The sequence below is a fragment of the Nostoc sp. DedQUE08 genome (assembly GCF_034530895.1).
Lineage (GTDB): Bacteria > Cyanobacteriota > Cyanobacteriia > Cyanobacteriales > Nostocaceae > Nostoc.
This window is the reverse complement of sequence record NZ_JAVRCD010000029.1, coordinates 1-25,586: the sequence shown is the minus strand read 5'-3', so window position 1 is coordinate 25,586 and position 25,586 is coordinate 1. Positions and strand designations below refer to the sequence as shown.

Sequence of the window (25,586 nt, the reverse complement as noted above, 5' to 3'; positions counted from 1 at the left end):
AAAAGAAAAAATGGATAGCCTGGTGCATCTACCATCTTTAGCTTATGCAAAAAAACTCTTTAAAAATAAGCACTCTAACAGTGGTTTTACCTTACCAGAGATGTTAATTGTTGTTGTATTAATAGGTATATTGACTACACTGGGAATAGCTAATTGGCTAGCTTTTATGGATACTCGCCGCCTCAACACTGCTCAAAACGAGGTTTACTACGCTATGCGTCAAGCCCAAAGGCAAGCCACCAAGGAAAAATTGACTTGGCAAGCGAGCTTTCGTGAACAAAACAATATCGTTCAATGGGCAGTTCATCCTGCTACAGTAAATCCATCTAACGCTAACTGGAATAACTTAGATGCTAATATACGCCTTGATTCTGAGACAAACTTCCAACCGTCACTAAGTAGTATACAAAAAGTTCCATTTGACTACAAAGGTAATGCTAAAGATTTAGGAAGGATTACGTTATCGAGTAAATCTGGTGGTAAAGCTAAACGTTGTGTTATTGTTTCAACGCTTTTAGGGACAATGCGAACGGCAAAAGAACATACTAGAGCCGATAACGGCAATTATTGCTATTAAATCTCGTCGATTTTGAAACCTGGAGCAGTGCGGGCATCTTGCCCAATAATACCAGCAGGTAGCAACATGCTCCCACTACTTTTAAAACTATGGTTCTCAATATAGATGTGGTTTAAGATATTTTTTATTCAATTAAACAAGGTATTTTGTGCTGAACTTACCAGCAAGCCCAAAACAGCACCTGATTATTTTCACCCGCTATCCAGAACCAGGTAGGACAAAAACCCGATTGATACCTGCTTTGGGAAATGTTGGTGCTGCCAATCTTCAACGGAAAATGACTGAGCATACAATATTTCAGGTTCAAGAATTGCAAAAGGCCATTGACATATTTGTAGAAGTGCGGTTTGCAGGCGGCGATTTGCAACTTATGCAAGATTGGCTGGGGTTGGATTTGATTTACCAGTCTCAAGGAGAAGGGGATCTAGGTTTGCGGATGGCGCGATCGCTTTTTGATGCTTTTCAATCTGGTGCAGAAAAAGTAATTATCATTGGTACAGATTGTCCTGGAGTGAATGCCCAGATTTTAGCAACAGCCTTTGAGAAGTTACACGCCTTTGACCTCGTACTTGGCCCTGCGCTCGATGGTGGATATTACTTAATTGGTTTGCGCCAACCCATCCCGGAGTTATTCGTTAACATCGAGTGGGGAACTGCTCAAGTATTCCAGAAAACCGTGGATATTGCCCAGAAACTTAATTTATCATACGCGGACTTGTTGCCCTTAGCTGATGTTGACCGACTGGAGGATCTGCCAATTTGGGAACAAGCCCTTGCAGGGGAGATGGAGCGATCGCTTTAAGGAGTAAAATCAAGAGGCGAATTGAAAAAGTGCGTAGGCACAGCCATAAGAATCACTTTTCCATAAAGATGTGAGCCGATTATCTTGGGGATGAGAATTAAGTAGACAGAAGCAATAAAATCATGTGAAATATCAGCACTGCTGAAATAGCTCCTTAAAGCTTTTTGAAGCTGCTTCAGGTTTGGCAACAATTTCGACAATTTTATTGCGTGCATCTGCTTCAAACAGCGCTTCAACAGCAACTTGTGCAACTTTCTGCCTGGGGATACTACCATCAAACAGCGTATCTGCACTCTGCATCACGATGCGGTCGGAGTTATCTTCATTCTTCAACCCACCAGGTCGGACAATCGTATAAGTAAGACCACTTTTTTGAATATACTCTTCAGCTTGTTTTTTCCACAACAAAATTAGCCAAAACAAGTTCAGCGGATGGAAAAGCCGAGAAGTACACAAAGAAGAAACTAAGATAAAATGCTCAATTCCCTTTGCTTTAGCAGCATCTACTAAATTTTTAGTCCCTTCAAAATCCACTTTATAGGGGCCAGTGGGGTCAAAGCTAGGTTTTGCCCCAGTCGCAACCAATAGAACTGTGCTATCTCCCAAGGCAGCACTTAAACTTTCTGGTTGTAACACATCGCCTAACACTAATTCGGTTTCAGGAGACAGAATACCCCTAGCTTTCTCTATATCCCGCACCAAGGCTCGGACGGGAATATTCCGCGCGATTAATTCTTGCACAATCCGGCGACCTGTTTCACCTGTTGCCCCTGCTACAAATGCTTTCATGATAAATGCTATCCTGGGAAACTATTGTGTGCTTGTTCAGTTCTTTATTTTAGTAATTCTATGGAGTTACTCGCAGATTCATGAGGTTTCGGTCAAAATAGGATCTGAATGCGAAATGACCCAGGTGTGTGGGGAATCATTAATATAGACTAACGCCAAAATATACAGTAATGCATTTATGCTTTCAAGAAAAGGCGAATATAAATCCTGGGAAATAACAGAAGCAGTTTTACCTGTAGCGTCCAGCCAAGAAGCCGAGGACACATTAACAGAACCAAATGTAGCGACGTTGACAAAATTTTACGGTCGTTATCAAGATTGTATGGAAATGGCTGCCCCAGTAGAGAAGGTTGCTGAGTATCTCAATTCTCACGCCTCATGGTTTGCGCGCTGCGCTGAACCCATGAACGTACAATCACTTGGGGAAAATGGCTATGCTTTAACAATTGGTCGTTTTGGTTCTTTCGGTTATGAAGTAGAACCAAAAATAGGTTTGGAATTGTTGCCCCCAGAGGAGGGTATTTACCGCATCCGTACAATCCCCATTCCTGACTACCAACCGCCTGGTTATGACGTAGACTATCGCGCATCTCTAGAGTTAAAAGAAACCGATGTTTCCACTAGCATTGGTAAGGTTACAAGAGTTGAATGGGAATTGGATTTGATAGTTTATCTTCACTTTCCCCGGTTTATTCAGCGATTACCCAAATCTATAATTCAATCTACAGGCGATCGCTTACTTAACCAAATTGTCCGCCAAGTCTCCCGCCGCTTAACTCGCAAAGTTCAGGAAGATTTTCATAAATCTTTAGAAATACCATTTCCTGGGAATTCTAAACAAAAGCGCTGAGTCAACAATCCTTTGTCATTTATCATCTACTAATGACAAATGACAAAGGACAAATGGCAAAGGACTATGCTTTAGTGAGAATTCTTTGGACAATTTGCACCCCAGTAACAGCCTGCCAAGCAAAAAGTCCCAAAAGAGTGAAATTTATTAAAATGTGAGTTGCACGCGCCCAATTTGCCCCTTTCTGCATATAAGGGGACAAAGCAGCAGAAAATGCAATTAGACTTGTCATACCAAGTCCTGCCAGCAGGTGAGGCCCGACAAACAACTTACCATTATTGATGTAAGTGACAGCCATCCCTCCGATCGCACCTGCTACCATCAAACCTAGGAGTATAGAACCGATTTGGTAGTGTCTGACGTTATATTTACCTTTAATCAGTTCTTTCTTTTCTTCCCCTTGAGCATTTCTGGTACGCTGTAATTGCAGTCCCAAATAGGCAGCATAAATTGAGAGTACTAATAGCGCCCACATGAGCACCGGGTGGAAGAAGTTCAGCCAATATTTCACCGACGTAGAAAGTTCCAGACTCATCGTGTTCTCGCCTAATTAATTATTAAATATTTATAAAAATTAGCATAACTCTATTTTCTGTGCTTAATGTTGCACAAATTAAAAGAGACTTCCGCACGTCCCTGACTATTTTCCTTCACCCTCTTGCCAAAGTGGATAAACAATCTCAGACTAAATTTTGAGGGTAGACGAACAAAACCCCTTGTGTGGGATCTCATCCATGACTGAAAACAACGATACTTTGCTGCTCAAAGCTGCTAAAAGTGGTGATATTAAGGGGCTGTGTGCGCTACTGGCTGCTGGTGCAAGGGTGGACGCGTGCGATCGCCAAGGTACCACGGCGTTAATGTTTGCTGCCAATTTAGGCTACACCGAAATTGTGCGATCGCTGCTCGATGCTGGGGCAAATATCAACTTGCCCAGAAAACTCTATGGTTTAACAGCTTTGATGTTGGCGGCTAGTGCCAAACAGCTTGACATTTTGCAACTTTTACTATCTAAAGGTGCAGATGTCAATGCCACTAATGAAGATGGCAGTACAGCATTAATGGCAGCAGTCCTCAAAGGTTATATCGATGTAGTGCAAGTTTTATTGGCTGCTGGTGCCGAAGTTAATATTGTTGATAAAGATAATGATACGGCGTTGAAACTTGCCGTTAAGCAGGGAAAAATAGAAGTTTTACAAGCAATTCTCCAAACTGGTATCGATGTCAATATCCCAGATGAGGAGGGTGAGACACTTTTAATGCTAGCGGCAGATTTGGGACATATAAAGATTGTGGAAGCACTGCTAGCAGCAGGGGCTGATGTGAATGTGAAAAACGCTGATGGTGGAACAGCCCTATCGGCAGCAGCAGCGGCTGGACACAGTGCGATCGCAGCAGCTTTACTAGATGGAGGTGCCCAGATTAATCTTCAAGATCGAGATGGTGAAACTGCCTTACACCTTGCCGTTGTGGAAGGCTACATTGATGTGGTGCAAATATTACTTGACAGGGGTGCAGATGTCCAAATTAGCAACCACCTGGGCGATACACCACTGCTTGTAGCAGCATTGCAGGGACATAGCCAAATTGTCGAGGCACTGGTACGTTCTGGCGGAGATATAAATGGGAAAAGTCTTGGTGAAGTACCTTTGACGTTGGCTGCATCACAAGGACACACCCAAACGGTGCAAGTGTTGTTAGACTATGGTGCTGATGTCAATATTTCAGGGGATGATGGCAAAACTGCTTTGATCAAGGCAACCGAACGCCAACACAAAGAGATCGTACATTTGCTGCTGGCAAAGGGGGCAGATGTGAATTTTCAAGACTCAGCGAGGGCCACATCATTGATGTGGGCGGCTTCAGGAGGTTATGGCGAAATTGTGCAGTTATTACTCCAAGCTGGGGCAGATGTGAATTTGAAAAACCGTGGCGGTTATACTGCTTTGATGATTGCAGAATTTAATGGTTATAAAAATGTGGTGCGGAGTCTGCAAAAAGCTGGGGCGCAAGAATAGCAATCTAAATTCTTCATCGAAAATATTTTCTAGAAATATCTTGACAAATTATTAAATGAAGCTTATTCGCTGAAATAGCAAGGAAGTTTAAAAAACCAAATTTAGGACGAAGAAACAAAGAAAGCAAAACTCCGTCGTAGCTGTTGTGAACTTGCTACGGCGGAGAAAGAAAAATTAAAACGCCAAAAGGGAGCAGACTAAATGCTTGCGTCACAAGGATAGAAAGAAAGCAAAAATGAAGAAGTAAATTTACCTTTTACTTTTTACCTTGTACATTTTACCTTTTACCTGCTCTCCCCCTTGGCGTTTCCTACTGTGCTAGATGTGCAAAATATATAGTTTTTAATTGAACAGAAAAGTATTCTAACGATCATTTTTTATGTATTATCCTAAAGGCTAAATACAAACAAGTTCCCAAAAAAGGTTGATGTGCAACCATTTGGGCGGTCGCCACGAAAATTCAAAGAAAAATAAATAAAAAATTAAATTTAGTGTAATCACTGTGGTGAATCCTCTGTCACCATAAACTCAAGCATTGACTAATGGACTCGATCGAGTATAAATAGCCAATGATTATAAGATTTGCAGAACAACTAGTGTCATATCATCAGTGTTTTGTTTATCAGCACCGATGAATTGCTGAACTTGGTCAAATAGGTAATCTACAATCTCCTCTGGCCCATTGCAGTATTTACAAGCAGTATTGAAGCTAGTAACAAAATTGTCTTCATCGAAGCGATCGCCACCAGCAGCAGCGGCATCAGTTAAGCCATCTGTATAGTAAATAATTGTATCTCCAGGCTCTAGCTGTGCCTGGGCATCTTCATATTGGCTGTTAGCATCCAAACCGATTAACATTCCCAAAGTATCTAAACGGGTGACAGTTTTTGTAGCTGCGTGCCACCATAAAGGAGGATTGTGTGCCGCATTGCTATAAGACAGAATTCGGCTGTAGGGGTTATATTCTGAGTAAAATAGTGTTACAAAGCGGTGGGAATTTTCCAAATCCGCATACATAACTCTATTTAAGTTTTGTAGAATTCCGGCTGGGGAATTACCATGTAAGACTTCTCCCCGTAGCATTCCCCGCATCATCGTCATAATCAGTCCAGCGGGGACACCTTTGCCCATGACATCTCCAATAACTAAACCCCAGCGACTAGTTTCGCTGCCACCTTTGATCTTGGGCTGAATCTTATTATGATTGGTAGCAATAAAGTCGTAGTAGTCTCCGCCGACGCGATTGGCAGGTTTACAGCGTGCAGCTAGGACTGCACCAGGAATTGTAGGGCATTGACGTGGTAGAAGTCGCCGTTGAATTTCTGCGCCAATTTCTAATTCTTGGTCTAAGCGTTCTTTTTTTCTTAGTTCTACAGCTAGTTCATCGTTTTCGATCGCTACTGCTGTTTGGTCTGCCACTAACCTAACTAACTTTTGCCTGGTTTCTGTCCAACTATATTCTGGATCGCGGCTCAAGACATAGAGCCATCCCCGTTCTGTATGCTTTACCAGAATCGCCGTACCAAAGATTTGCACATCTGGCCCCAAATAGCGATGCATCTGGTCATCCAAAATCCCCGTGGCATTCGCTAGAGGTGCAGTATTGGGTAAAAGCGTGATTTGACTACTGGCTATTTCTAGCGCTTTGCGGATATTCTTGCGCTGGCCACTATCTTGCCAATGTAACTGTTCTAACCTGACTTGACCATTAGGTTTGTAGAGAAACAGGGCGCTACCGTCTGCATCTGTCACTCTTGTTGCCATCAGCGGAATCAGTTCTAAAAACTGATTCAAATTATTGAAACTTCTCAGGGCAAATCCTAAAGAACTTAGCAAATCTTGAATTTTGTTCTGTTCCCGGTGCAACCTTGCCACGAGTTCTTTGAGTGCCACGACTGGTGTGACATCCGTCGCGGCACTACTACTATTATCAGTGGGTTGAGAGGGCAGTTGAGACACAGGCACGGGTATTATTGCACTTTATATTGGCAGATTTTAGATGATTTATAAATCTTTTGGCTTTGGCATTGCTAAACCATATTTAGACAAGACTTGCCATTTTAGCAAGAGTATAAAGACGTAACAGGCAAATTTTATAAGTATTTTATTTGCTTATTGTATTTTTGATGGAATATTAGTTATTTCAAATCATGTATTTTTAGTCCAAATTTTACCCGTAAAAATTACTAGTTTCGCTGATATATCAGAAAATTTTTCATTTTTCCATAACTTAATTACCAAAGCATATCTCTAAAGTCATAAAAATACTTTATTCAAAGAATAATTTATAACGCTCTCAGAGGGACTTTTTGGGCAGAAGCAACTAGCTAGAAGACTAGAAGTCTTTTGAGTAAAAACCTCTATAAGCGCTCAAATCGAGCTTGATTTGCTCAAAAACAGAACTACACTCGTTCCCAAACCTGAGTATATGTTAATAAGTTTTCAAATACTTAATTTGTACACCATAAATGCTCGGATAATCGCCAAGATTGAGCTTTTCCATTTTTAATTTCTCGTTTTGTAAATTTTGAGTTGCTGAATACGCAAAATTTAAATCCATCAAAACTGGATAAAAGTGAAGTAACTCTATCTTCTTAGTCAAAGGTAACAGAGTTAAACCATTAGCCTGTAATTTATTCTAGGGGTGAGTCATTTGGTAAGTGTAAGATATGAATAGAAGAGATGACACTAAAAATAGAAGAAATATCTTCTAAGAACTTTAAGTCAAAAGTCAGAAAGAGTCTTTTCATTTAACCATCATAATTCCAACCCCTCGATAGACGTTGCACGAGTAAGTCGCCATAGCCAACACCAGTCATCCCTAAATTTATCAGTTTTAAGACTTACGCAAAAATAGCTAAAAAGCTTAATTGATCGAACCTCCTTCTCTGTCAGAGGCTGACGCCAACGCGCAGTGTCTCCCAGAGAAGAATAATACAATATTGCGTAAGTCCTAAGTTTGGTAAGAAAAATTTTTAACTCGAAATTTTTCAATTAACCACTCAAAAGAGCTTCGACAAACTCATAGCTCGAAAAGGGGCGTAGGTCTTCAATTCCTTCGCCAGCACCAATAAAGCGAATGGGTAAACCTAGCTGCTGTACAACGGCAAGGGCAACGCCGCCTTTGGCAGTACCATCTAGCTTGGTTAAGACAACACCACTGAGTTGGGCAGCTTGGGAAAAAACTTCAGCTTGCCGTAGTCCATTTTGACCTAAAGTGGCATCTAGAACCAAAAGAGATTCTACTTTGGCATCTGGGGCTTTTTTGTCGATAATTCGCCGGATTTTACCGAGTTCGTCCATTAAATTTTTCTTGTTTTGCAGTCGCCCAGCTGTATCTACCAGAAGTAATTCGGTTTGACGCGCTTGGGCGGCTGCGATCGCATCAAATACAACTGCTGCCGGATCTGTATTTTTTCCCGGATTGGCAATTACATCCACGCCACTTCTACTACCCCAAACCTTTACTTGTTCCACTGCGGCGGCGCGGAAGGTGTCTGCTGCGCCAATCAAGCATTTATAGCCAGATTTTTGTCCCAAGTGGGCAATTTTACCGATGGTAGTGGTTTTACCGGCACCATTTACCCCAGTGATTAACCAAATATTCAAGGTTTCTTTTTCTGGCGTAAAGGTAGTTTTCTGGGATGTTTTGCTCGGTGCATCCAGCATATCCCGGAGGATTTTTTTTAGGAAAGCGATCGCTTCTTCAGGTGCGGTAACTTCTTCTCGCAGTTTTGTCTGTAAGGCATTGATAATAAAGTCTGTCGCTTCTACACCCACATCAGCTTGCAAAAGCAATGCTTCAATTTCCGTCACAGCAGCAGAGTTTAGCGGCCCTTGACCAACGATCGCCTTCAGTTGATTGAGAATACTACGACGAGTTTTGTCTAACCCTTGCCGGAGCTTTTTCAGCCAGGTAATTTCTTCAATAGAAACGTCTTCTGCACTCCTACCTTGAGCTGCTAGAACTTTCGCTGACCAGACAAACCCATCATCAAAAACCAATCCGGGAATTTCCTCTTGTGTTTCTGAGGTTGTAGCTACTGGCTGTACTACCTCCGGTTCTGGAACTTCAATGGCGGTGGCTATTAGTTGTTCTAGCTTGGCTTGCCGTTCTGCCGCCGCCCGTTCTAAAAAGGATAAGTTAGCTGGTGCTGTTGGCTGTGTTGCTTCTGGCGTAGCTAGTGGTTCGCTAGGTGTTGGTTCAACTTCGCTTGCCGTGAGTTCTGTGGTGGAAACATCAGGCTGTTCAGCAATTGCTGCCACTGAAGAATCTTCTGTAATTTCTTCCTCACTAGCAGCTTGGATAACTTCTGGCTGTGCTGTTTCTACGGTTGTATTAGTAGCTTCTGGTTCGGTTATTTCCGCAGTTGCCGTTTCTGCGGTTTCAGGTTCTATTGATGGTGCTAAGGTATCTGCTGGATCGGGTAGGGTTTCTACTACCTCGACTTGCTGTTTTTGCTGAATATTTTTGTAGGCAGCTTTCGCAAATGCCAATAAATCTGCCGTTGTGTCTGGTGTAGTTTCAGCAGTTGGTGTGGAGGTTTCGGCTGGCTTTGGTTGGGGTTCTTTTGCAGGAGGAGTTTCTTCCTGTTTCTGATCGGAGGGAGTGTTAGAGGAATCGTTATGTTGACGACGGAACCAATTAAAAACCATTGCAGCAGTATTAGTTATATGAGTTATAAGTTATAAATTATGAGTTTAATTTAACTTTGTACTTTTTCTTGGGGTGAAAACTTCCGGGTTATCCTCACCTTTCAACGCCAGTTTAAAGAAAATCGTTACAATAAAAGGTTTCCTCTGTTTGCGCAGCATCTCCCTTGGAAGAGGTTCCGCTTGGAGGAAGCCGCAGAAGGGGCTACAGATTTTTTTCCACGGCAGTAAAGAAATTATGAATTCCGCGGCAGTACTACGCAGTTTTTTTCTGCTCAGTGACTCGGCGCAAAACACCATTAATAAACCGATGACCATCGTCTCCACTGTAGCGTTTGGCTAGCTCCACAGCTTCGTTGATGGCGATACTGTCTGGAACTCCTAAGAACTTCATTTCTGCCACGGCGATTTGCAAGATATCGCGGTCAATTTGGGCGAGACGAGTTACTTGCCAATCTACTAAGGCTGCAGAAATGAGTTCATCTATAATGTGTCGATTTTCGTTGACGGTGATTACAAGCTCTTTAGCGTAATTCCGAACTCCCTTGTCCTGATTAGCTAATTGAATCAATACTGGGAAATCAACTGCTGTACCCAACTGATTAATTGCTGTCTGGGTGCAGGCGATCGCTTCTTGAAGCATTGTTCTGGCAGTATTGAGGTCGGAGGCCCGAGTTTGGCTGCTTAAGAGGCGATCGTTACTGCGTTGCAGTTCACCTGCGGCATTATCGAGGGTATCTTGTACTTCTGAGGTCAGAGTACGTACTGCTCCTAGCACCAACTTGGATACTAGTTGATCGTCTTCTAATTTATCTAATTTCTTTGGGTTGACTGGCAATTGGCTAAGGCTTAAAAGCGCCAATTCACGAGCAATTTGCTGGGGTTTACGAGGTTGCATAAAACTGAGGGGTGATTGTGCAAGAACTGAATTAACTAGGCAAAACAAACTTATAATTATATCAATTTTGGCACACTCAAACAACAACATTACGCATTTGCTTGTGACTATGCCAGATTGATTTTAAGTTTCTTCAACGGGAATAACCTACTGCTTGATTTCGTCGTGTTTCACTTCCAGTGTGGATTCTTGAGGGAAAACAAAAGGCGTATTAGGGGCGACAATGCCACCAGAAACAACTATTTTAAAGGCGTCTTCAATCGACATTGAGAGGTTCACCACCTCGTCTTCAGGAACAACTGCGTACCATCCGGTAGTCGGATTTGGGGTGGTGGGGATAAAAACACTTAGCATTGGGCGAGATATCTGGGCTTGGATATCACTGCTGATTACACCAGTCACAAAAGCGATCGCCCAAATTCCTCGGCGGGGATACTCTACCAAAATTACTCGGCGAAACTTGCCATTAGAATCTTTTAGTATCGTTTCTAAAAGCTGTTTGAGAGTTTTGTATACCTGTCCTGCTAAAGGAATTGCCTGTAATAATCGCTCACCAAAATCTAACAACCAGCGCCCAGCTATATTCCGAGCCATCAATCCCATCAACAATATACTTAGTAGGGGTACAGCCAATCCTACTAATAAATTAAGTATATTTACTAAAACTGGGTTTAACCCATCAAAGGGATTCAATTGTTTAGGAATTTGGGTGAGGAAGTTGATTACCCAAGTCGCAATGGTAATTGTCAGCCAGATAGTGGTTGCTAGGGGAATTACTACCAATAAACCAGCAATCAGGTCGTTTTTTAAGTCCTGTTTTAGGCGATCGATTACCAAGCCCCGATTCTCCTGTTTTAAGCTAGAGGAACTTTTGTTATTCGTATCCATACCAGCAGATTCGTCAAATTCCGAAGGCTTTAACTTTGGCAGTTTTTGCCGCAAGCAACTGTCTAAAACGCTAGCAAGTTGCTTGCTGTCGCAAAAACACGTACCTGCTGCTGGAAATTAGCTATTTTCCTATAAGCATACACATAGACATTCACCAATCCGATCGCAACTGTTTATTCTTAGAGGATATTACTTTTCTTTATAAGACTTGTAAATGATTGTTGCAAGTTCTTAGATATTATTAATGTACCGCGCTTAATCAAAAGCTGCTGATGATTGTGCAAGTACTACTGGATAAAATAATTTATTAGTTTATCTGTTCAGTCACTCACTTTTGAACAGGAGCGGCTTTTATGAAAATGTTCTATTAAAAATATTAATTTGTTAAGGATTTCTAAGAAATAAATTATCCATCTTGTGGGGTAAGTATTCTGCTTGCCCTGAATACAGATGAGGACACCCATCCCACTAGAAAATTTGGGATGTTTTTTATTTGGAAGTCCCTTTTATCTCAATACGGTTCAGTTAAGAGGTTGTTTGAAAAGTGGTTCGCTGTGACTTTAGGCACTTTTAGATCCCCCCTAACCCCCCTTAAAAAGGGGGGAACCGGAATCAAAGTCCCCCTTTTGAAGGGGGATTTAGAGGGATCTAAAACTTTTGATACCAACAAGAGGACTTTTCAAACACCCTCTAAGGGTAAAACTCTGGTTCCAAAGTCCAACTGAACTGTATTGCCTTTTATCTAGTCTTGATTCATAAAAAACAAGATCCCTGACAACTTTTACGAAGTCAAGGATCTGTGTAGCACATCTGTGCACCATATGATTTTGCGATCGCTGATTTTACTGGAAATCAAAAGGATTTTCAGCCCTGTTCACGCCGCATCAACCTGTGTAGTTTCAGAATCCGCACACTGCACCTGTTGTGTACTCTCTTTTACCAAAATCGCTGTTGTATCTAAATTAGGTTTTGGTAGATATTTCATTTCCCAGACTTTGAGCAAAATCAGGTATTCATAGAATGCCTGCAATGTACACCAAGCGACTCCGGCGCGTCCATCTAAGCATCCGCCTAAGATAAAATACATATATACAAACCGGAGCAACGGTCTAGCAGGCAAACGCAAAGACAAATCTTTCAGAGCACGCCGTCTTTCGACTTCCGATTTACCAAAGAATAAATCTTGCCAGTTAACTTTACCCTGTTCTAGCTGATACAATGTTTCTTGAGCTTCATCCGTAGAATAACGGTTGTGCTTGTCAATCCAGCGGCTCAAACCTTTGCTACAAGTGTAGTGTGGGTATGTTTCTTTTAAAAAGCTAGTTGCACCCTCACAAACTTCTCGCTCGGTATGACCGTAGTCTGTAAACCAGACTTTCCCGTGGCGGAAGAGTCGCATTTGGTAACGCGGATACTGTGTGCTGTAGCGAATCCAACGATTCATGAACATGACGCGTTCAGCCACGTAGTAACCGATATAGTCTGGATTATGACTTGCCTTTTCACATTCTGCAAACAATTCTGGTGTCATGCGCTCGTCAGCTTCGAGAATGTAAACCCATTGATGCTTCGGGGGGATAGACTCTAACATCCAGGTACGTTGGCGTCCGTGGCTTTCAAAAGCGTGTTGGACAACGCGGATGGGATAGCGACTGGCGATTTCCACAGTGCGATCGCTACTGCATGAATCCATAACAATGATGTCATCTGATAACATCGCCGATTCGATACAAGCAGCAATATCTAGTTCTTCGTTATATGTCAGTATGTAAATTGAGAACATTACTCAAGTTTTATAGCGATTTTACTCAGCGATCGTTGTCTTTTTATTGTTATTAGCTATTAGGCGCATGGCAGTATCAGCCGTCAATAATTTTTGGATACTCCCTACTGCCATGCCAATAGTGGATTAGCGTGCGGCAGTTCTAGGTTTACCACCTTGTACAGCACCCCTACCTCTTAAGCTTGTCCAGCCGATGATAATGTAACCAATGGACAATAGCAAACTGCTAATACCAATCCGCAGCCCAGACTTCCAAGCAGTATCTTTAGCCTGTTGCAGTGCTTCGTCTCGGCGCTGGCGAACTTGGCTCAATTGTTGAGTTTGCAGTGTTTGAACATCTGTTTGTTGTTCGATAGCTTTGTCAAGTACTTGGGGATTTGTTTTAGCCTTCTTCAGTAACTCTTTGATATTTGCGGGAATTTGAGGGCTTTCAATTGCTTGCTTATATTTTTGGTCATCTTTGAGGATTTCACTAAATTGAGCTTTGGTTTGGTTTCGCAGTTGGTCTAGTTGCGCTTTTCCTTGATCGGTATTCAGTTGTGCTTGCAATTGCGATAATCGAGTGTTTAGTTGAGTTTCTGCCTGATCTGCTTCCTGGGTGATTCGGTTGAGTGTTTGAGTCTTGGCTTGATTGACGTTATTTAAGTGCAGGGGAAAAATCAGCAAGAACATCAACCCTAAAATACTGGAGATAATCGCGGCGGGAAATCTTAAGTCGATACCCTGGGGGCGATCGCTTGCTGGATCGGCATTCTCAATCCAATAGGCAGCAAACAAAAGCCCCAAACCGACTAGAGGGACAATTCCGCGATCGACAAGCGCTGTTCCCAAATTGATTTGCCATACCCGATCGGTGGGTTGAAAGGGTAACAACAGAATCAAAAAGTCAACGAAAAACGACAAAATGCAGATTATTCCAACTACCTTAAGTGTGAGAGCAGTACTCACGGAAGTAAAACGGTTAACCATAGTTTTTCAAACTGGTGGTGAATATGAGTGATTTTCATATTTCAAGCTACTTGAATATTGTGCCCATGACTATGACTATTGTGTAAAAACACAAAGCAGATTCAATATTGATAAAGGCTAATCTGCCTCTTGGTTTTCAACTAGCCCACAGTAACATTTGTTATCTCCAGTGTCTTCAGGAAATTCTTGGTATCTTAAAATACAAAAATGATGTGGGGCTACAGGAACAGACTCATACCAATTCAAAATTAAGAGCTGATTCGTAAAGAAAATTTTAAGGGTACTCAACTCATTACTAGGTCTGAATTTCAGCGAATAAATCTGGATTGATTTAAATTATTGAAACCCTTATTAGACAAGTACTTTACTTGATTTCACAAATTAGCTCTAAGAAAGCCAGACAGAACAAAGGTATGTCCCTATGTATCTGTCGCATTCTTTTTAAAATTAGTATCATTAAATACTCAATCTCACGGTTCGCAGTTCTCAATCGGTCGTAATACAGACTTTTTATTGGGGATCGCAGTTGGGCATTGGTGTCAAATTAAATCAAAACCTTCGCAATGAGATTGTATCGACCTATCGCCCGATTTGAGCAAAGAAGCAATTATTACTGAGAGCAGATGCTACTATAATCAATTGACTTTATACTTATTCGAGATTTTTGCGAGTCTCTCGGTTGTTATACTTACAGTAGTTTTCTTTTAGATGAAGTACAAAGCTACGGATTTTAAGGCAGGAGGTAGAAACTCTTTATATTTGATGCGTCAGTCCGGCATTTTGTACCTCAGTTACTTACAAACTCCTGTATTTATACTCTTTTTTGCTAATTTCTCAAAAAATGAGCAAATCGGAAATAATAACTAACAATCAGGTGTGAACTTTACTCGAATTAGTTCGTCGGTGATTTTTGTTAGCAAAAAGAGTGAATTTGAAGGAGTCAGACTCTGAAAGGCTTTGAATTCAAAGGTGTTGAAAAACTTATTGGCCCAATAGCCGCGCTTCTCGGCTTTGTGTATTTGTTGCAATGGTATATTGGAGACTTGCGATCGCCTCCCGATCCCATCTTTGAAAATAAACAGCCGCCTTTGGTGATGAAAGAGGGCGACCCTTATATCCGCGCTTTAATGCGAACTATCTCGGCAAGTGAGGCTAGTGGAAACCGCCCCTATTCGCTGTTGTATGGGGGACAGCAAGTCAACGACCTTAGCCGACATCCTGAGATATGCGTCACAATTGTCACAGGCCCTAATACAGGAAATTGTTCTACCGCTGCTGGCAGATATCAAATTATCAACATTACTTGGTATCGTTTAGCTCCTCTTTATCACCCAAAGCCGATGCGAATGATGTTTTGGACTACTTATAGTTTTGAAGCAGAATATCAAGATGTAGTAGTTTACCGTTGGTTAAATGATTCTAAAGTTTGGGGAACTAATATTTCGCAACTGTTGCGTCAGGGAAAATTAAATGATGTTTTGCGGCGACTCTCTCCCACTTGGACAAGTCTGGGATATGGTATAGAAACTAATTCTGTTAGTAGCTCTTTGCCTAAAGTTTATCAGAAAATGTTGCAAGAGGAATTAACCGCAGCTAAACAACCAACAGCCCCAAATTTGCCACCATCTCCAACTCCTTCTAGCAAGGCACTAAAGAAGTAGTGAAGTTATCCTAATTTTTAACTTGCTGCGGATAAAAAACTTTTGATATTTTCCACAAATGCCAAAGGATTTTCAAAGTGGATATTGTGTGCAGCATTGCTAATTATTTTTAGCTGTACAAATTCGCATATTTTAGCCATTTCTGTATTAATAGATATAAATTTTTGATCGTATTCACCGACTAGTAAAAGCATGGGAATTGTACTGCATTGTAGTTTTTCCCATAAAGAAGGCTGACATCCAGTACCCATAAAGCGCAATGATTTATCTAATTCCTGTGAATTGTTCTGCAACCGACTTTCAATCATGCGATCGTATTCTGGATGATTTTTTATATCGCCAAAAATCGGCTGATTGTACCAATTTGATAGAAAAGCAATAAAATCAGTTTTTTCAAAGGTTCTTGTTAATTTTCTACCTATTTGTGTATCAAGTTTAATCCGTTCTAATCGTTCTGTTGCTGTTGATAAACCTGGGGAAGCTGACTCTAGCACAACTTTATAAAAACGTTCTGGAAAATTCAAGGCTAGGTATAAAGCCAATCTTCCACCCATTGAATAACCAACTAAAAAGCATTTGGCAATTTCTAACTCATCCAGTAAGTTGATTAAAGCATGAGCAGTGTTTGCCATTGTATAGTATTCGTCCCCACCCAAAACTTGAGTTTTTCCATGTCCGGGGAGATCAATTGTTAAATAGGAAAATTCGTTAAATAGTAATTTTATAGCTTCATCAAATTCATTAATATTACCCATGAAGCCATGCAAAAAAAGAATTAGTGGTTTATCTAGAGTGCTAGTTAAAGAATAATTAAGCTGATAGTTTTTTACGCTCATAGTTTAGCTAAAAACTTCGTAATCCTACAGCATATAGCGGTTATCAGTTGAGTGGAATACAGACCTAACCGCCAGTTCTTTCCTTATAAGGGAAGGGGAGTAAGATTCAAAGCCTCTCTCCTTTTAGGAGAGAAGAATGGAAGTGAAGTCAAACTGCATTTTCCATTCGATAACCGCTATATTATCTTATGGAAAAAGTTTTTACCTCGTTCACTTTTTTTTTCTAGGAGTAAACAAGGCAAGTCTATAAAAATAGGTTATCTACAAGTTATCAATATGATGTTGCCAGGGTGAATGTCACGATGCACTATATTAATTATTAATTTGGCGAACGCATTTAGATTATTTTTCTCATTCTTAAGGTAAAAATCGATCTAAAGCAGCTTTTAACTGTTTAATTTCAACGTCAATATTACCCTCTTGTGCGGCTCTAGCAATACACTCAGTTAAATGTTCATCCAAAACAATTCGCGCTACCTTATCTAATGCGCCCCGCACTGCGGCAATTTGCAGTAGAACATCAGGACAAGGGCTATTTTGCTCGACCATTGCCTTAATACCACGAACATGTCCTTCTATACGCGATAATCGATTGACAATTCGCCGTAAAGACTCTTCGCTATGGATGTGGGGATGAGCCAACTCTCCAGTCCCATGAGTACCATCTGTATGCTCGTGGTCTGTATCGTGATAGTGGGGATGTTCTGCTTGCTGGGGTGTTGGCAAGGATTTTTTACCTAATCGATTTGATCCATTCATGGGCTATCAAAAGGCTTGTATTACTAAGATCCTAGTCTAGTACTTGACCAACCCAAAACTTACGAGTGAAAGCAGATCCTATTCACCCTAACTTTACTGCTGACGATTGGCTCTTTCTTGGGGAATAATCTCCGTTACTACCCTACCGCTAGAACTGCCACCTTTGACAACAATATTTTCTGTTTGCAGATTACCAACTGCTGTTTCACCCACAAAATTTAATGGTGGGTCAATTTGTCGGTAAACAACATTTCCCTGAGCTTCAACTAACTTATTATCTAAATACCAAGTTAATGTATTGGATCTTAGAGACTGGCGACGCTGACCAACGGCGTTGACGTTACCTTTTAAGTAAACGGTTTTTTGCGGTATTTTCATTTCACCTTGATTGGCTGTCACTGTGACATTTTCAGCACGCTGGAACATTCGCGTAGGTGAGTTTGTAGTTACAGTTTCTGCGTTCATGTTCCAGGTCATAGAGTTACTAGCTATTTGCATTGGTGGGTCTAGTAAGTCTAGTTGAGCATTCTTTTGGATAGTGGCAATTTTTGTTTTTAAGTTGACTTCGGCAGAATTACCCTTACCGCGATCGCTAATTTTATTATCTTTGTAGCGGTCAATTTCTAGAGGGCGATCGCCAATCAGTTTTTCTTCTTTAATATTCCAGATTAAATGTTCAGTTCTCACTTGCATCTGGGGATCGATAGAATTTGCTACTACTCCTCCAGAAAATTCCATCCGTTGTTCGCGGGTTTTAACTCGTACTTCCTGCGCTACTGCTTGTAGTTTTTTATGGCTGCCGTTAATCTTGTTACGAACAATCAACAAATCTTCTTTGGGACGCCATTCTAATTCATTACCTTGCAACACAATCCCATTACTAGGATCTGTGGCAAATATTTTACCTTTTAGAAACAACTGCTTCCCATCTTGTTCAATGTCTGCTACATCTGCCTTAATTTGGTAAACAATTTTGCCATCTTGATATAGTTCACCATAAGGACTTTCAGCCTGACCAATTTGTTTTTCTTTGGTGTATTTTGCGGTTTTAGCCCTGACTTTCCAAATTGGTCTTCCCACTTCATCTGCTTGTTCTAGGGTGACATCAAAGAAAGTCAAATTGCTATCTTTGTTAGATGAATCAGCAGTATTTTGTTGGGAAGCTGGAGGTGATTTACCCCCACAGGCGACTAAAGCAAATACCAATAAAAAGGTCAAAGGTAAAACAAGAAAGGAGGGAGTGGAGGAGAAATCTTGCATTTTTCTCTTTCCCCATCTCCCTCTTTTATGAAATTGATACGCCATTATTCTTGGATTTCTAGGTGTCCATCACTACTTCTGGGGTCTTCCAAAAAACCGATCCCAGATAAAGGCCGGTATGGATAGCTTTGGCGAGGAGTTTTTTGAATATCTTCTTTGATCGCTTCTAAATCAATGTAGCGATCGCTTACATTAATTAAGCTGTCACTGGTCATCGAACGCAAGCTGACAACTTCTACCCGCACGCCACGATAGCTGACTGAATTTACTGCATAAGCCAAATCCCCATCACCGCTAACTAAAACTGCGGTATCATAAGAATCTACAAGTGCCATCATGTCTACTGCTATTTCTACATCCAAGTTAGCTTTTTTAGAGCCATCTGGTAGCTGGACTAAATCCTTAGCAATGACTCGATAGCCATTGCGACGCATCCACAGCAGAAACCCCTGTTGCTTCTCGTTTGTCCGATCTACACCAGTGTAGAAAAAAGAACGCAGTAATCTAGAACCTCCTGTTAATCGACATAATAGCTTCGTGTAATCGATTTCAATCCCTAGTTGCAATGCCGCGTAAAATAAATTTGAGCCATCAATAAATATGGCGACCCTACCCCGATTTTCCAAAACTTGTTCTGGCGTAAATATTGAATCGTTTTCCAAATTATTCAACATTGTTGTGATACCTCAATTTTTATCCCTGTTATTTTTGATACAAATTACCAACTTTTAGATGCTAGTCACAGCGGCTTATGATAATGTTCCGCAGCTAATTTAAATTGAGCCACGATAAATTTTGTGAGAAAATAAAAAAATTGAACAAAATCAGAGTTTGATAAGGACTAATCGTTTTTCGGGGATTCTATTCGCTGAAAAACAGGTTGGTGTTTACCCAACTGTTGTTTGCTCGATAGTAGTCCCCATGTAGCATGGGTGGCAAAAGGAGCATTAACTGAACTTTGTATTTGATCGTTAAAGTTTATTCCAAAGCCCAGTTGCTGATAAATATCGCTACTGATGTTCGGAATAATTGGGGATAGCAGATAAGCTGCCAGTCTAACCGATTCTAGAACTGCGTAGAGAACCTTTTCGACCGATTCCTGCTGTCCCTGTTTATATAATGACCAAGGAGCCTGTTCATCAATAAACTTATTACTGGCTTGCGCCAGTGAAAGTATGACCACGCAGGCTTGACTGAAAGCTAGCTCTTGGTATGCTTGTTTTACCTGTTCCCCTAGACGTAAACCAATGGCTTTCAAAGGATTTTCGTCAGGAATCCCTTCATTGCCGATTGATGGGACATTATTCTCAGCACAGTACTTTTTCACCATGCTCATGGTGCGATTGAGCAAATTACCTAAATCATTTGCCAAATCTGCATTCAGAACATTAATGAACCTAACTTCATTAAAATCTCCATCTTTGCCAAATTCGATTTCCTTAAGGAAGTAATAACGAACGGCATCACTACCATAGCTCTTAACTAATGCCACAGGATCAAGGGTATTACCCAGACTTTTGCCCATCTTGAGACCATCTTTGGTCAAAAAGCCATGTCCAAAGACTCTCTCTGGCAAGGGTAAGCCAGCCGATAACAGCATTGCTGGCCAGTAAACTGCATGAAAGCGCAGAATATCTTTACCAATTAAATGCAAGTTGATTGGCCACCATGTTTCTAAAGCATTTGCTAAAGTCGGTTCTGTATCTGGTTCTAGCAATGCTGTGACATAACCTAGCAACGCATCAAACCAGACATAGAGAGTGTGCTTGGGATCGACTGGTACGGGAAAACCCCAATCTAAATTCACTCGTGAAATGGAAAAGTCTTGCAGTCCTTGATTGACAAAGCTGAGGACTTCGTTGCGCCGACTTTCTGGTTGAATAAAATCCGGTTTAGATTGATAAAATTCTGTCAGCTTAGTTTGATATTTTGATAAGCGGAAAAAATAGTTTTGTTCGTCTCGCCACTCCACTTCTTTGTTAGTATGAATTGGGCAACGGTGTCCTTCTAGCAGATCCCGTTCTTCTTTGAATTCTTCGCAGGATACGCAGTACCAGCCTTGTTGTTGTCCCTGGTAAATGTCACCAGATTCCCAGACTCGCTCAAAGAATTCTTTAACGATCGCTTGATGATGAGGCGCAGTAGTCCGACTAAAGCGATCGTATTGAATATCTAATAATTGCCATAAACTCACGAAACTAGGGACAATTTCATCACAAAATTCTTGTGGCGCTTTCCCTAAACTTTCTGCCGATCGCTGAATTTTTTGCCCATGTTCATCTGTACCTGTAATTAGTAATACTTGATGTCCCAGTAATCTCTGAAATCGCGCCACTACATCGGCTGCGATCGTCGTGTAAGCACTGCCTATATGAGGGACATCGTTTACATAATATAGGGGTGTGGTCAGCGCAAATGTAAATTCTTTTTTTTTCACTAGATTCATACAAAATAAAAATTAACTTATTAAAACGTTTTACATCTTACCTTTTATCGGCAAAACCAGGTAATTATACAATATTATTACCATTTTTTCCAATAACATCTTCATACTAGCAAGTTTATCAAGTCCAGAATCGTTTTTTAATACGCATCAATTAAACTCATTTTTACCTAAAAAATGGAAACTAACTAATCATAATTTTTTTGAATAGTTTATATTAGATATTCTTGTGTTCAAGAATACATAATTGAGAATGCAGAAAATCTAATTACTCTTGTAGATTAGATATTTCTATCTTAAGACGGTCATGGCGATAGTAAAGAAATGTAAAAATTAAATTAAGACAAATTGCCATATTTACTGGAAGATATATTGATTAGGTATGAGTGGAAATAGCCCCCTAGAGATTTCTCGCGCTTTGGTGGCGGCATTCTCAACGCAAATGTTCCGCTATTACGAAGACCGCATTCCCCAGGATGCGAGCGTCTTGGTAGTCAGCAATCACCGCAGCTTTATGGATGCACTGATTTTAATGGCGGCGTTATCGAGTCCGATTCGCTTTGCTTGCCATCACTACATGGGACAAGTTCCAGTCATGCGGGAGATTGTCACCGGTCAATTGGGGTGTTTTCCCTTGGAAGAAACTCAAAACCGCCAGCAAAGCTTTTTTTCGCAGTCACAATTGCTATTGCAGTCCAAGCAGATGGTGGGAGTATTTCCAGAAGGGACTGCACCAATGGTGAAATTTACTCAGCCCAACCAGGTGGGTGAGTTTCAGCGCGGATTTGCCCATTTGGCATTACGAGCGAATGTGCAAGATTTAGCTATTTTGCCGATCGCGATCGCTTCCTTAGAAGAAGTAAACACTAATGGCTTCCCATTAAGACTTTTAAGTGTATTCGACCCTTCAGAACCTTTATTTAAGCAAAGTGGTTGGCATCCCTTGGTAATTTATCGTCGAGTTGCGGTGTTAATCGGTCGTCCTTATTGGATTACGCCCCAACATCATAAAAAATATCATGGCAAACACGCCAGAACTGTTGTGGCTGAACTGACAGAACACTGTCACGGCGAAATTAGCAATTTACTGCGTCAAGGTTGCTATTAGAGCCATTCAATTTTGGATTTTGGATTGTTCTTATGACTTTCAATGTCTTGCTCTAAAGGGACGTTTGTTTTAGGTAAGAAGCACCGAACTTTATTTGAAAGCAACGATCGACAGTCCAAAAGTTTTATACCATTGACCAATGACTAATGACTAATGACCAATGACTATCACAGAAGTTGAGCTAAATCCTTGTTTTCTAACTCCTAAACGAGTACAGCCAGAGTATCCACTTTTGGTATATTTGCCAGGAATGGATGGAACTGGTCAACTATTGCGATCGCAAACCGCTGGATTAGAAGCTGGCTTTGATGTCCGTTGTTTGGCGCTCCCCCGGAAAGACCTTAACACTTGGGATGTCCTAACTAAAAGTGTATTGGACTTGATCGATGCTGAATTAGAAAAAAGCTCTCAAAGACCAGTTTACCTGTGCGGTGAGTCCTTTGGTGGTTGCTTGGCAATGAAAGTGGCAATCCAAGCACCCCATTTATTTAGGCGAATTATCCTGATTAACCCAGCTTCGTCCTTTCAGCTTCGCCCTTGGTTAAGTTGGGCATCCCAATTAACTTACCTAGTGCCATCAGGATTGTATGATGTCGGTGCATTAGGCTTGTTGCCATTTTTAGCATCTTTGTCACGCATTTCTCGGAGCGATCGCCACGATCTGCTAAAAACGATGCGTTCTGTCCCGTCAGAAACCGTTCTTTGGCGGTTATCTTTACTGCGAGACTTTCATGTTGATGAGGAAAAGTTAAGGCGTCTAACTCAACCAGTTTTGTTGATTGCTGGTGCTAGCGATCGCCTTTTGCCTTCTGTAAGCGAAGTCAACCGAATAGGGAACATCTTACCAAATAAAAAGATTGTAGTGTTGCCCCATTGTGGACACGCTTGCTTGCTAGAGCAAGATACTAATCTCTATGAAATTCTTCAGGATAACGACTTTTTAGAAAGTAAAGCTGATACAGGTAGAGTTAATAAGTAAAAAGTGTGCTACACATAAATTCAGAGAGTTCACAACCTCAATTTTGCTTTCTTTGATAAGAAGGAAAAGTAAAGTAAATTTAATATCTCGTCACCTTCAAATAAGATTTGCATCCTTAAAAAGCTTAAACACATATTTTTGGAGACTCTTAAATGATTGCTCTCAAAGAGTTCCTCAGCCAGGAATTAGACAAATTGAATGAAGAACAACTCAAACAAGTTAGTGATTTTATTGCCTTCCTCAAATTTCGCAGCAGAAATATTAGCTGGCAAATAGATAAAAATCAAATGGCCGCTCTTTACAGTGAATTTGCCCAGGAAGATCGTCAACTAGCGGAGGCAGGATTAGATGAATATGCAGAACTACTTACACAAGAAGATTTAAAATGAGGGTTCAACGAGGTGAAGTATGGCTAGCCAATTTAGATCCTACTAAGGGTTCTGAACAAGGAGGCACAAGACCAGTTATTCTTTTTCAAGATAATATTGTCGCCGAATTTTCCACCACCATCATCACCATTCCTCTAACAACAAATTTGCGTCGTGCATCTTTGCCAACCTGTTTATTAATTCAAAGTTGTGAAGGTGGATTAGAACGGGATTCAGTTGCTCTTTGCCACCAATTGCGGGTAATTGATAAAACAAGATTGCAAATAAAACTGGGCATTCTGACTCCAGAAATACTCACTATTTTAGAAGGCAAAGTATTGTTGACATTAGGTTATCAGTGGTAAAATCAGAACCTCTGTCATCCATCTTATGTCTATAGTTAAAGCTTAGAATCATTCTTATTTGCTCTGACAAATTGTACTTATCGAGAGATGTCAAAGCCCCTCAAACTTCGCTACAACCAAAAAAGAGAGGCTTTACAAGATGGTGTCAAACTATGGCAGACAAACTCCAAGAAATAGAGGTGAATAAATTAGTTAATTCATCCAGAGAAACTTCAGAAGTAAAAATCCAGACTCAATTATCAGTAGAAAATGAACCGTCTATAGTAGAGTCTTTGATTAAAACTGTTGCTGAGACTGGCCAAGCAGTTTTAGACACAGCAATCGAGGTAGGAGAAGCGACAGCAAAAGAAACACACAAGTTTATTGAGCAAACAACTCAAACCAGCGGTCAGGTTGTAAATCGTCTGAGCGAAAATTGGCTGATTAGAAAACTATCTGGAGTCTTAAATCTCAATTGGCTGATTAACGATAGTAACCTTGTTAATTTAGAACAAGCAGAAGCGGCGGTAAACAAGCTTAAAAAACAGTATCCAAATGAATCACCTAGCCAGCTTGCTCACCGAATCATGGTGGAAAAATCAACTAAAGCAGCCACAGTTGGACTAACCACTAGTATTTTGCCAGGAATAGCAGTGGCATTGTTGGCAATTGATTTAACAGCCACAACAAAATTGCAGTCAGAAATGCTTTATCAAATTGCATCTGTCTACGGGCTAGATTTAAAAGATCCTGCTCGTAAAGGTGAAATTTTAGCAATTTTTGGGTTGGCTTTGGGTGGAGGGCGTTTGTTGAAAGCTGCGGGATTAGGCTTGCTGCGAAATGTGCCCTTGGCGGGTGCAGTTATTGGAGCTAGTTCCAATGCAACGATGATCTATTCATTGGGCTATGCTGCTTGTCGATTTTACGAAACCAAGCTGGATGAATCAACTTCCTTAGCATCACCACAGACATTAGCAACATTAAAAGCCGAAAGTGAAAAGTATCTAGAAAGTGCGATCGCTCAAGAAGCAGTCATGGATCAAATCTTAGTTCACATGATCCTTGCTAGTCATCCAGACAAGACTTTAGAAGAAATTTTGCCAGAATTACAAGCTGTAAAACTCAGTCCTACCTCGTTGGATGCGATTGCTCAAAATATCAAATCACCTAAATCTTTAGATATACTGCTCAATCAGCTAAATCGTGATTTTGCCATACCCTTGCTGGCTCAGTGTAAAAAAATTGCCCAGCTTGATAATAAGACTACACCACACGAACAAGAAATAATCGCAGCGATCGCCCGTAAATTTAATATTGATACAAATAAAATCGGGGGATAGGGCATGGGGCATGGGACAACAAGCAGGACGTAAAAGAATCTGACTTTTCACGGCATCTGGAAAACCTCTCTCTAAATCTCTCTCCTAAAAGGAGAGAGACTTTGAATTTTCCCCCTTCCCGCCACGGGTTGGGGGTTAGGTTTTTGGTGGACTTTTCCATATAACGCGAAAAGTCAGGTAAAAGAATGGAGATTATAGCTTCATTAACGAGGATCAAAGACTCGTTAACGGAGTTCTGAGGTGGATTCACGAGGATCAAAG

Annotated in this window: 23 protein-coding genes; 10 read left to right on the top strand and 13 right to left on the bottom strand. The window is 40.9% G+C overall.

Translation table 11 applies throughout. The features are described from left to right. Positions 1-10 precede the first annotated feature (10 nt). Complete coding sequence (locus RMY64_RS19645; protein ID WP_322669827.1) at positions 11-577, top strand: type II secretion system protein; 567 nt, start codon at positions 11-13, stop codon at positions 575-577. A gap of 148 nt (positions 578-725) precedes the next feature. Further along, entirely contained in the window at positions 726-1,379 is a 654-nt protein-coding gene (locus tag RMY64_RS19640) for a TIGR04282 family arsenosugar biosynthesis glycosyltransferase (RefSeq protein WP_322669828.1), read from the top strand. A gap of 132 nt (positions 1,380-1,511) precedes the next feature. On the opposite strand, the gene RMY64_RS19635 is transcribed toward RMY64_RS19640, so the two are convergent. Continuing rightward, the gene (locus RMY64_RS19635) at positions 1,512-2,168 is read right to left on the bottom strand and encodes an NAD(P)H-binding protein (protein WP_322669829.1); all 657 of its coding nucleotides are present in this window, start codon (positions 2,166-2,168) and stop codon (positions 1,512-1,514) included. Positions 2,169-2,346: 178 nt separating this feature from the next. On the opposite strand from RMY64_RS19635, the gene RMY64_RS19630 reads away from it, so the two are divergent. Beyond that, positions 2,347-3,018 carry a DUF1997 domain-containing protein gene (locus RMY64_RS19630; protein ID WP_322669830.1) on the top strand — a complete coding sequence of 224 codons (672 nt, stop codon included), beginning with the start codon at positions 2,347-2,349 and terminating at the stop codon, positions 3,016-3,018. 64 nt (positions 3,019-3,082) lie between these two features. Here RMY64_RS19630 and RMY64_RS19625 read toward each other — a convergent pair whose 3' ends face one another. After that, the gene (locus RMY64_RS19625; RefSeq protein ID WP_322669831.1) at positions 3,083-3,553 is read right to left on the bottom strand and encodes a DUF4079 domain-containing protein; all 471 of its coding nucleotides are present in this window, start codon (positions 3,551-3,553) and stop codon (positions 3,083-3,085) included. Positions 3,554-3,752: 199 nt separating this feature from the next. On the opposite strand from RMY64_RS19625, the gene RMY64_RS19620 reads away from it, so the two are divergent. Then, positions 3,753-5,036 (top strand): ankyrin repeat domain-containing protein, encoded by a 1,284-nt coding sequence (locus tag RMY64_RS19620; RefSeq protein ID WP_322669832.1) that lies wholly within the window; start codon positions 3,753-3,755, stop codon positions 5,034-5,036. Between the two features lie 573 nt (positions 5,037-5,609). Here the strand turns inward: RMY64_RS19620 and RMY64_RS19615 are convergent. The 6 genes from RMY64_RS19615 to RMY64_RS19590 form a co-directional block, all read right to left on the bottom strand. Further along, positions 5,610-7,001 (bottom strand): PP2C family protein-serine/threonine phosphatase, encoded by a 1,392-nt coding sequence (locus RMY64_RS19615; RefSeq protein WP_322669833.1) that lies wholly within the window; start codon positions 6,999-7,001, stop codon positions 5,610-5,612. 1,029 nt (positions 7,002-8,030) lie between these two features. After that, complete coding sequence (gene ftsY / locus RMY64_RS19610) at positions 8,031-9,692, bottom strand: signal recognition particle-docking protein FtsY (protein ID WP_322669834.1); 1,662 nt, start codon at positions 9,690-9,692, stop codon at positions 8,031-8,033. 253 nt (positions 9,693-9,945) lie between these two features. After that, positions 9,946-10,587, bottom strand: coding sequence for a transcription antitermination factor NusB (nusB, locus tag RMY64_RS19605; RefSeq protein WP_292787087.1), 642 nt, complete (start codon positions 10,585-10,587; stop codon positions 9,946-9,948). 147 nt (positions 10,588-10,734) lie between these two features. Beyond that, positions 10,735-11,475: a DUF502 domain-containing protein gene (locus tag RMY64_RS19600; protein ID WP_322669835.1), complete on the bottom strand. Its 741-nt coding sequence runs from the start codon at positions 11,473-11,475 to the stop codon at positions 10,735-10,737. A gap of 874 nt (positions 11,476-12,349) precedes the next feature. Next, entirely contained in the window at positions 12,350-13,258 is a 909-nt protein-coding gene (locus RMY64_RS19595) for a glycosyltransferase family 2 protein (protein WP_322669836.1), read from the bottom strand. Between the two features lie 126 nt (positions 13,259-13,384). After that, positions 13,385-14,227 carry an HpsJ family protein gene (locus RMY64_RS19590; protein ID WP_322669837.1) on the bottom strand — a complete coding sequence of 281 codons (843 nt, stop codon included), beginning with the start codon at positions 14,225-14,227 and terminating at the stop codon, positions 13,385-13,387. A 1,013-nt stretch (positions 14,228-15,240) separates the two neighbouring features. Here RMY64_RS19590 and RMY64_RS19585 point away from each other — a divergent pair. Continuing rightward, positions 15,241-15,888, top strand: coding sequence for a glycoside hydrolase family protein (locus RMY64_RS19585; RefSeq protein ID WP_322669838.1), 648 nt, complete (start codon positions 15,241-15,243; stop codon positions 15,886-15,888). A gap of 17 nt (positions 15,889-15,905) precedes the next feature. Here RMY64_RS19585 and menH read toward each other — a convergent pair whose 3' ends face one another. From menH to metG, 5 genes are all read right to left on the bottom strand, one after another. Continuing rightward, positions 15,906-16,724 carry a 2-succinyl-6-hydroxy-2,4-cyclohexadiene-1-carboxylate synthase gene (menH, locus tag RMY64_RS19580; protein WP_322669839.1) on the bottom strand — a complete coding sequence of 273 codons (819 nt, stop codon included), beginning with the start codon at positions 16,722-16,724 and terminating at the stop codon, positions 15,906-15,908. Positions 16,725-17,081: 357 nt separating this feature from the next. After that, the gene (locus RMY64_RS19575) at positions 17,082-17,483 is read right to left on the bottom strand and encodes a metal-sensing transcriptional repressor (RefSeq protein WP_322669840.1); all 402 of its coding nucleotides are present in this window, start codon (positions 17,481-17,483) and stop codon (positions 17,082-17,084) included. Positions 17,484-17,576: 93 nt separating this feature from the next. Then, positions 17,577-18,743, bottom strand: a complete 1,167-nt coding sequence (lptC, locus tag RMY64_RS19570; RefSeq protein WP_322669841.1) for an LPS export ABC transporter periplasmic protein LptC — start codon at positions 18,741-18,743, stop codon at positions 17,577-17,579. A gap of 44 nt (positions 18,744-18,787) precedes the next feature. Beyond that, the gene (locus RMY64_RS19565; protein WP_069072029.1) at positions 18,788-19,417 is read right to left on the bottom strand and encodes an NYN domain-containing protein; all 630 of its coding nucleotides are present in this window, start codon (positions 19,415-19,417) and stop codon (positions 18,788-18,790) included. Between the two features lie 167 nt (positions 19,418-19,584). Then, complete coding sequence (gene metG / locus RMY64_RS19560) at positions 19,585-21,189, bottom strand: methionine--tRNA ligase (RefSeq protein ID WP_322669842.1); 1,605 nt, start codon at positions 21,187-21,189, stop codon at positions 19,585-19,587. 379 nt (positions 21,190-21,568) lie between these two features. Between metG and RMY64_RS19555 the strand changes: the two genes are divergently transcribed. The 5 genes from RMY64_RS19555 (at position 21,569) to RMY64_RS19535 (ending at position 25,325) form a co-directional block, all read left to right on the top strand. Further along, entirely contained in the window at positions 21,569-22,294 is a 726-nt protein-coding gene (locus RMY64_RS19555; protein ID WP_322669843.1) for a 1-acyl-sn-glycerol-3-phosphate acyltransferase, read from the top strand. 160 nt (positions 22,295-22,454) lie between these two features. Further along, positions 22,455-23,273, top strand: coding sequence for an alpha/beta hydrolase (locus RMY64_RS19550; RefSeq protein ID WP_322700891.1), 819 nt, complete (start codon positions 22,455-22,457; stop codon positions 23,271-23,273). Positions 23,274-23,425: 152 nt separating this feature from the next. After that, complete coding sequence (locus RMY64_RS19545) at positions 23,426-23,662, top strand: hypothetical protein (protein WP_322669845.1); 237 nt, start codon at positions 23,426-23,428, stop codon at positions 23,660-23,662. Next, positions 23,659-24,006, top strand: coding sequence for a type II toxin-antitoxin system PemK/MazF family toxin (locus tag RMY64_RS19540; protein ID WP_322700890.1), 348 nt, complete (start codon positions 23,659-23,661; stop codon positions 24,004-24,006). Before RMY64_RS19545 ends, RMY64_RS19540 begins: the two co-directional genes overlap by 4 nt. Positions 24,007-24,158: 152 nt before the next feature. Then, positions 24,159-25,325, top strand: a complete 1,167-nt coding sequence (locus RMY64_RS19535; RefSeq protein WP_322700889.1) for an EcsC family protein — start codon at positions 24,159-24,161, stop codon at positions 25,323-25,325. Positions 25,326-25,586 lie beyond the last annotated feature (261 nt).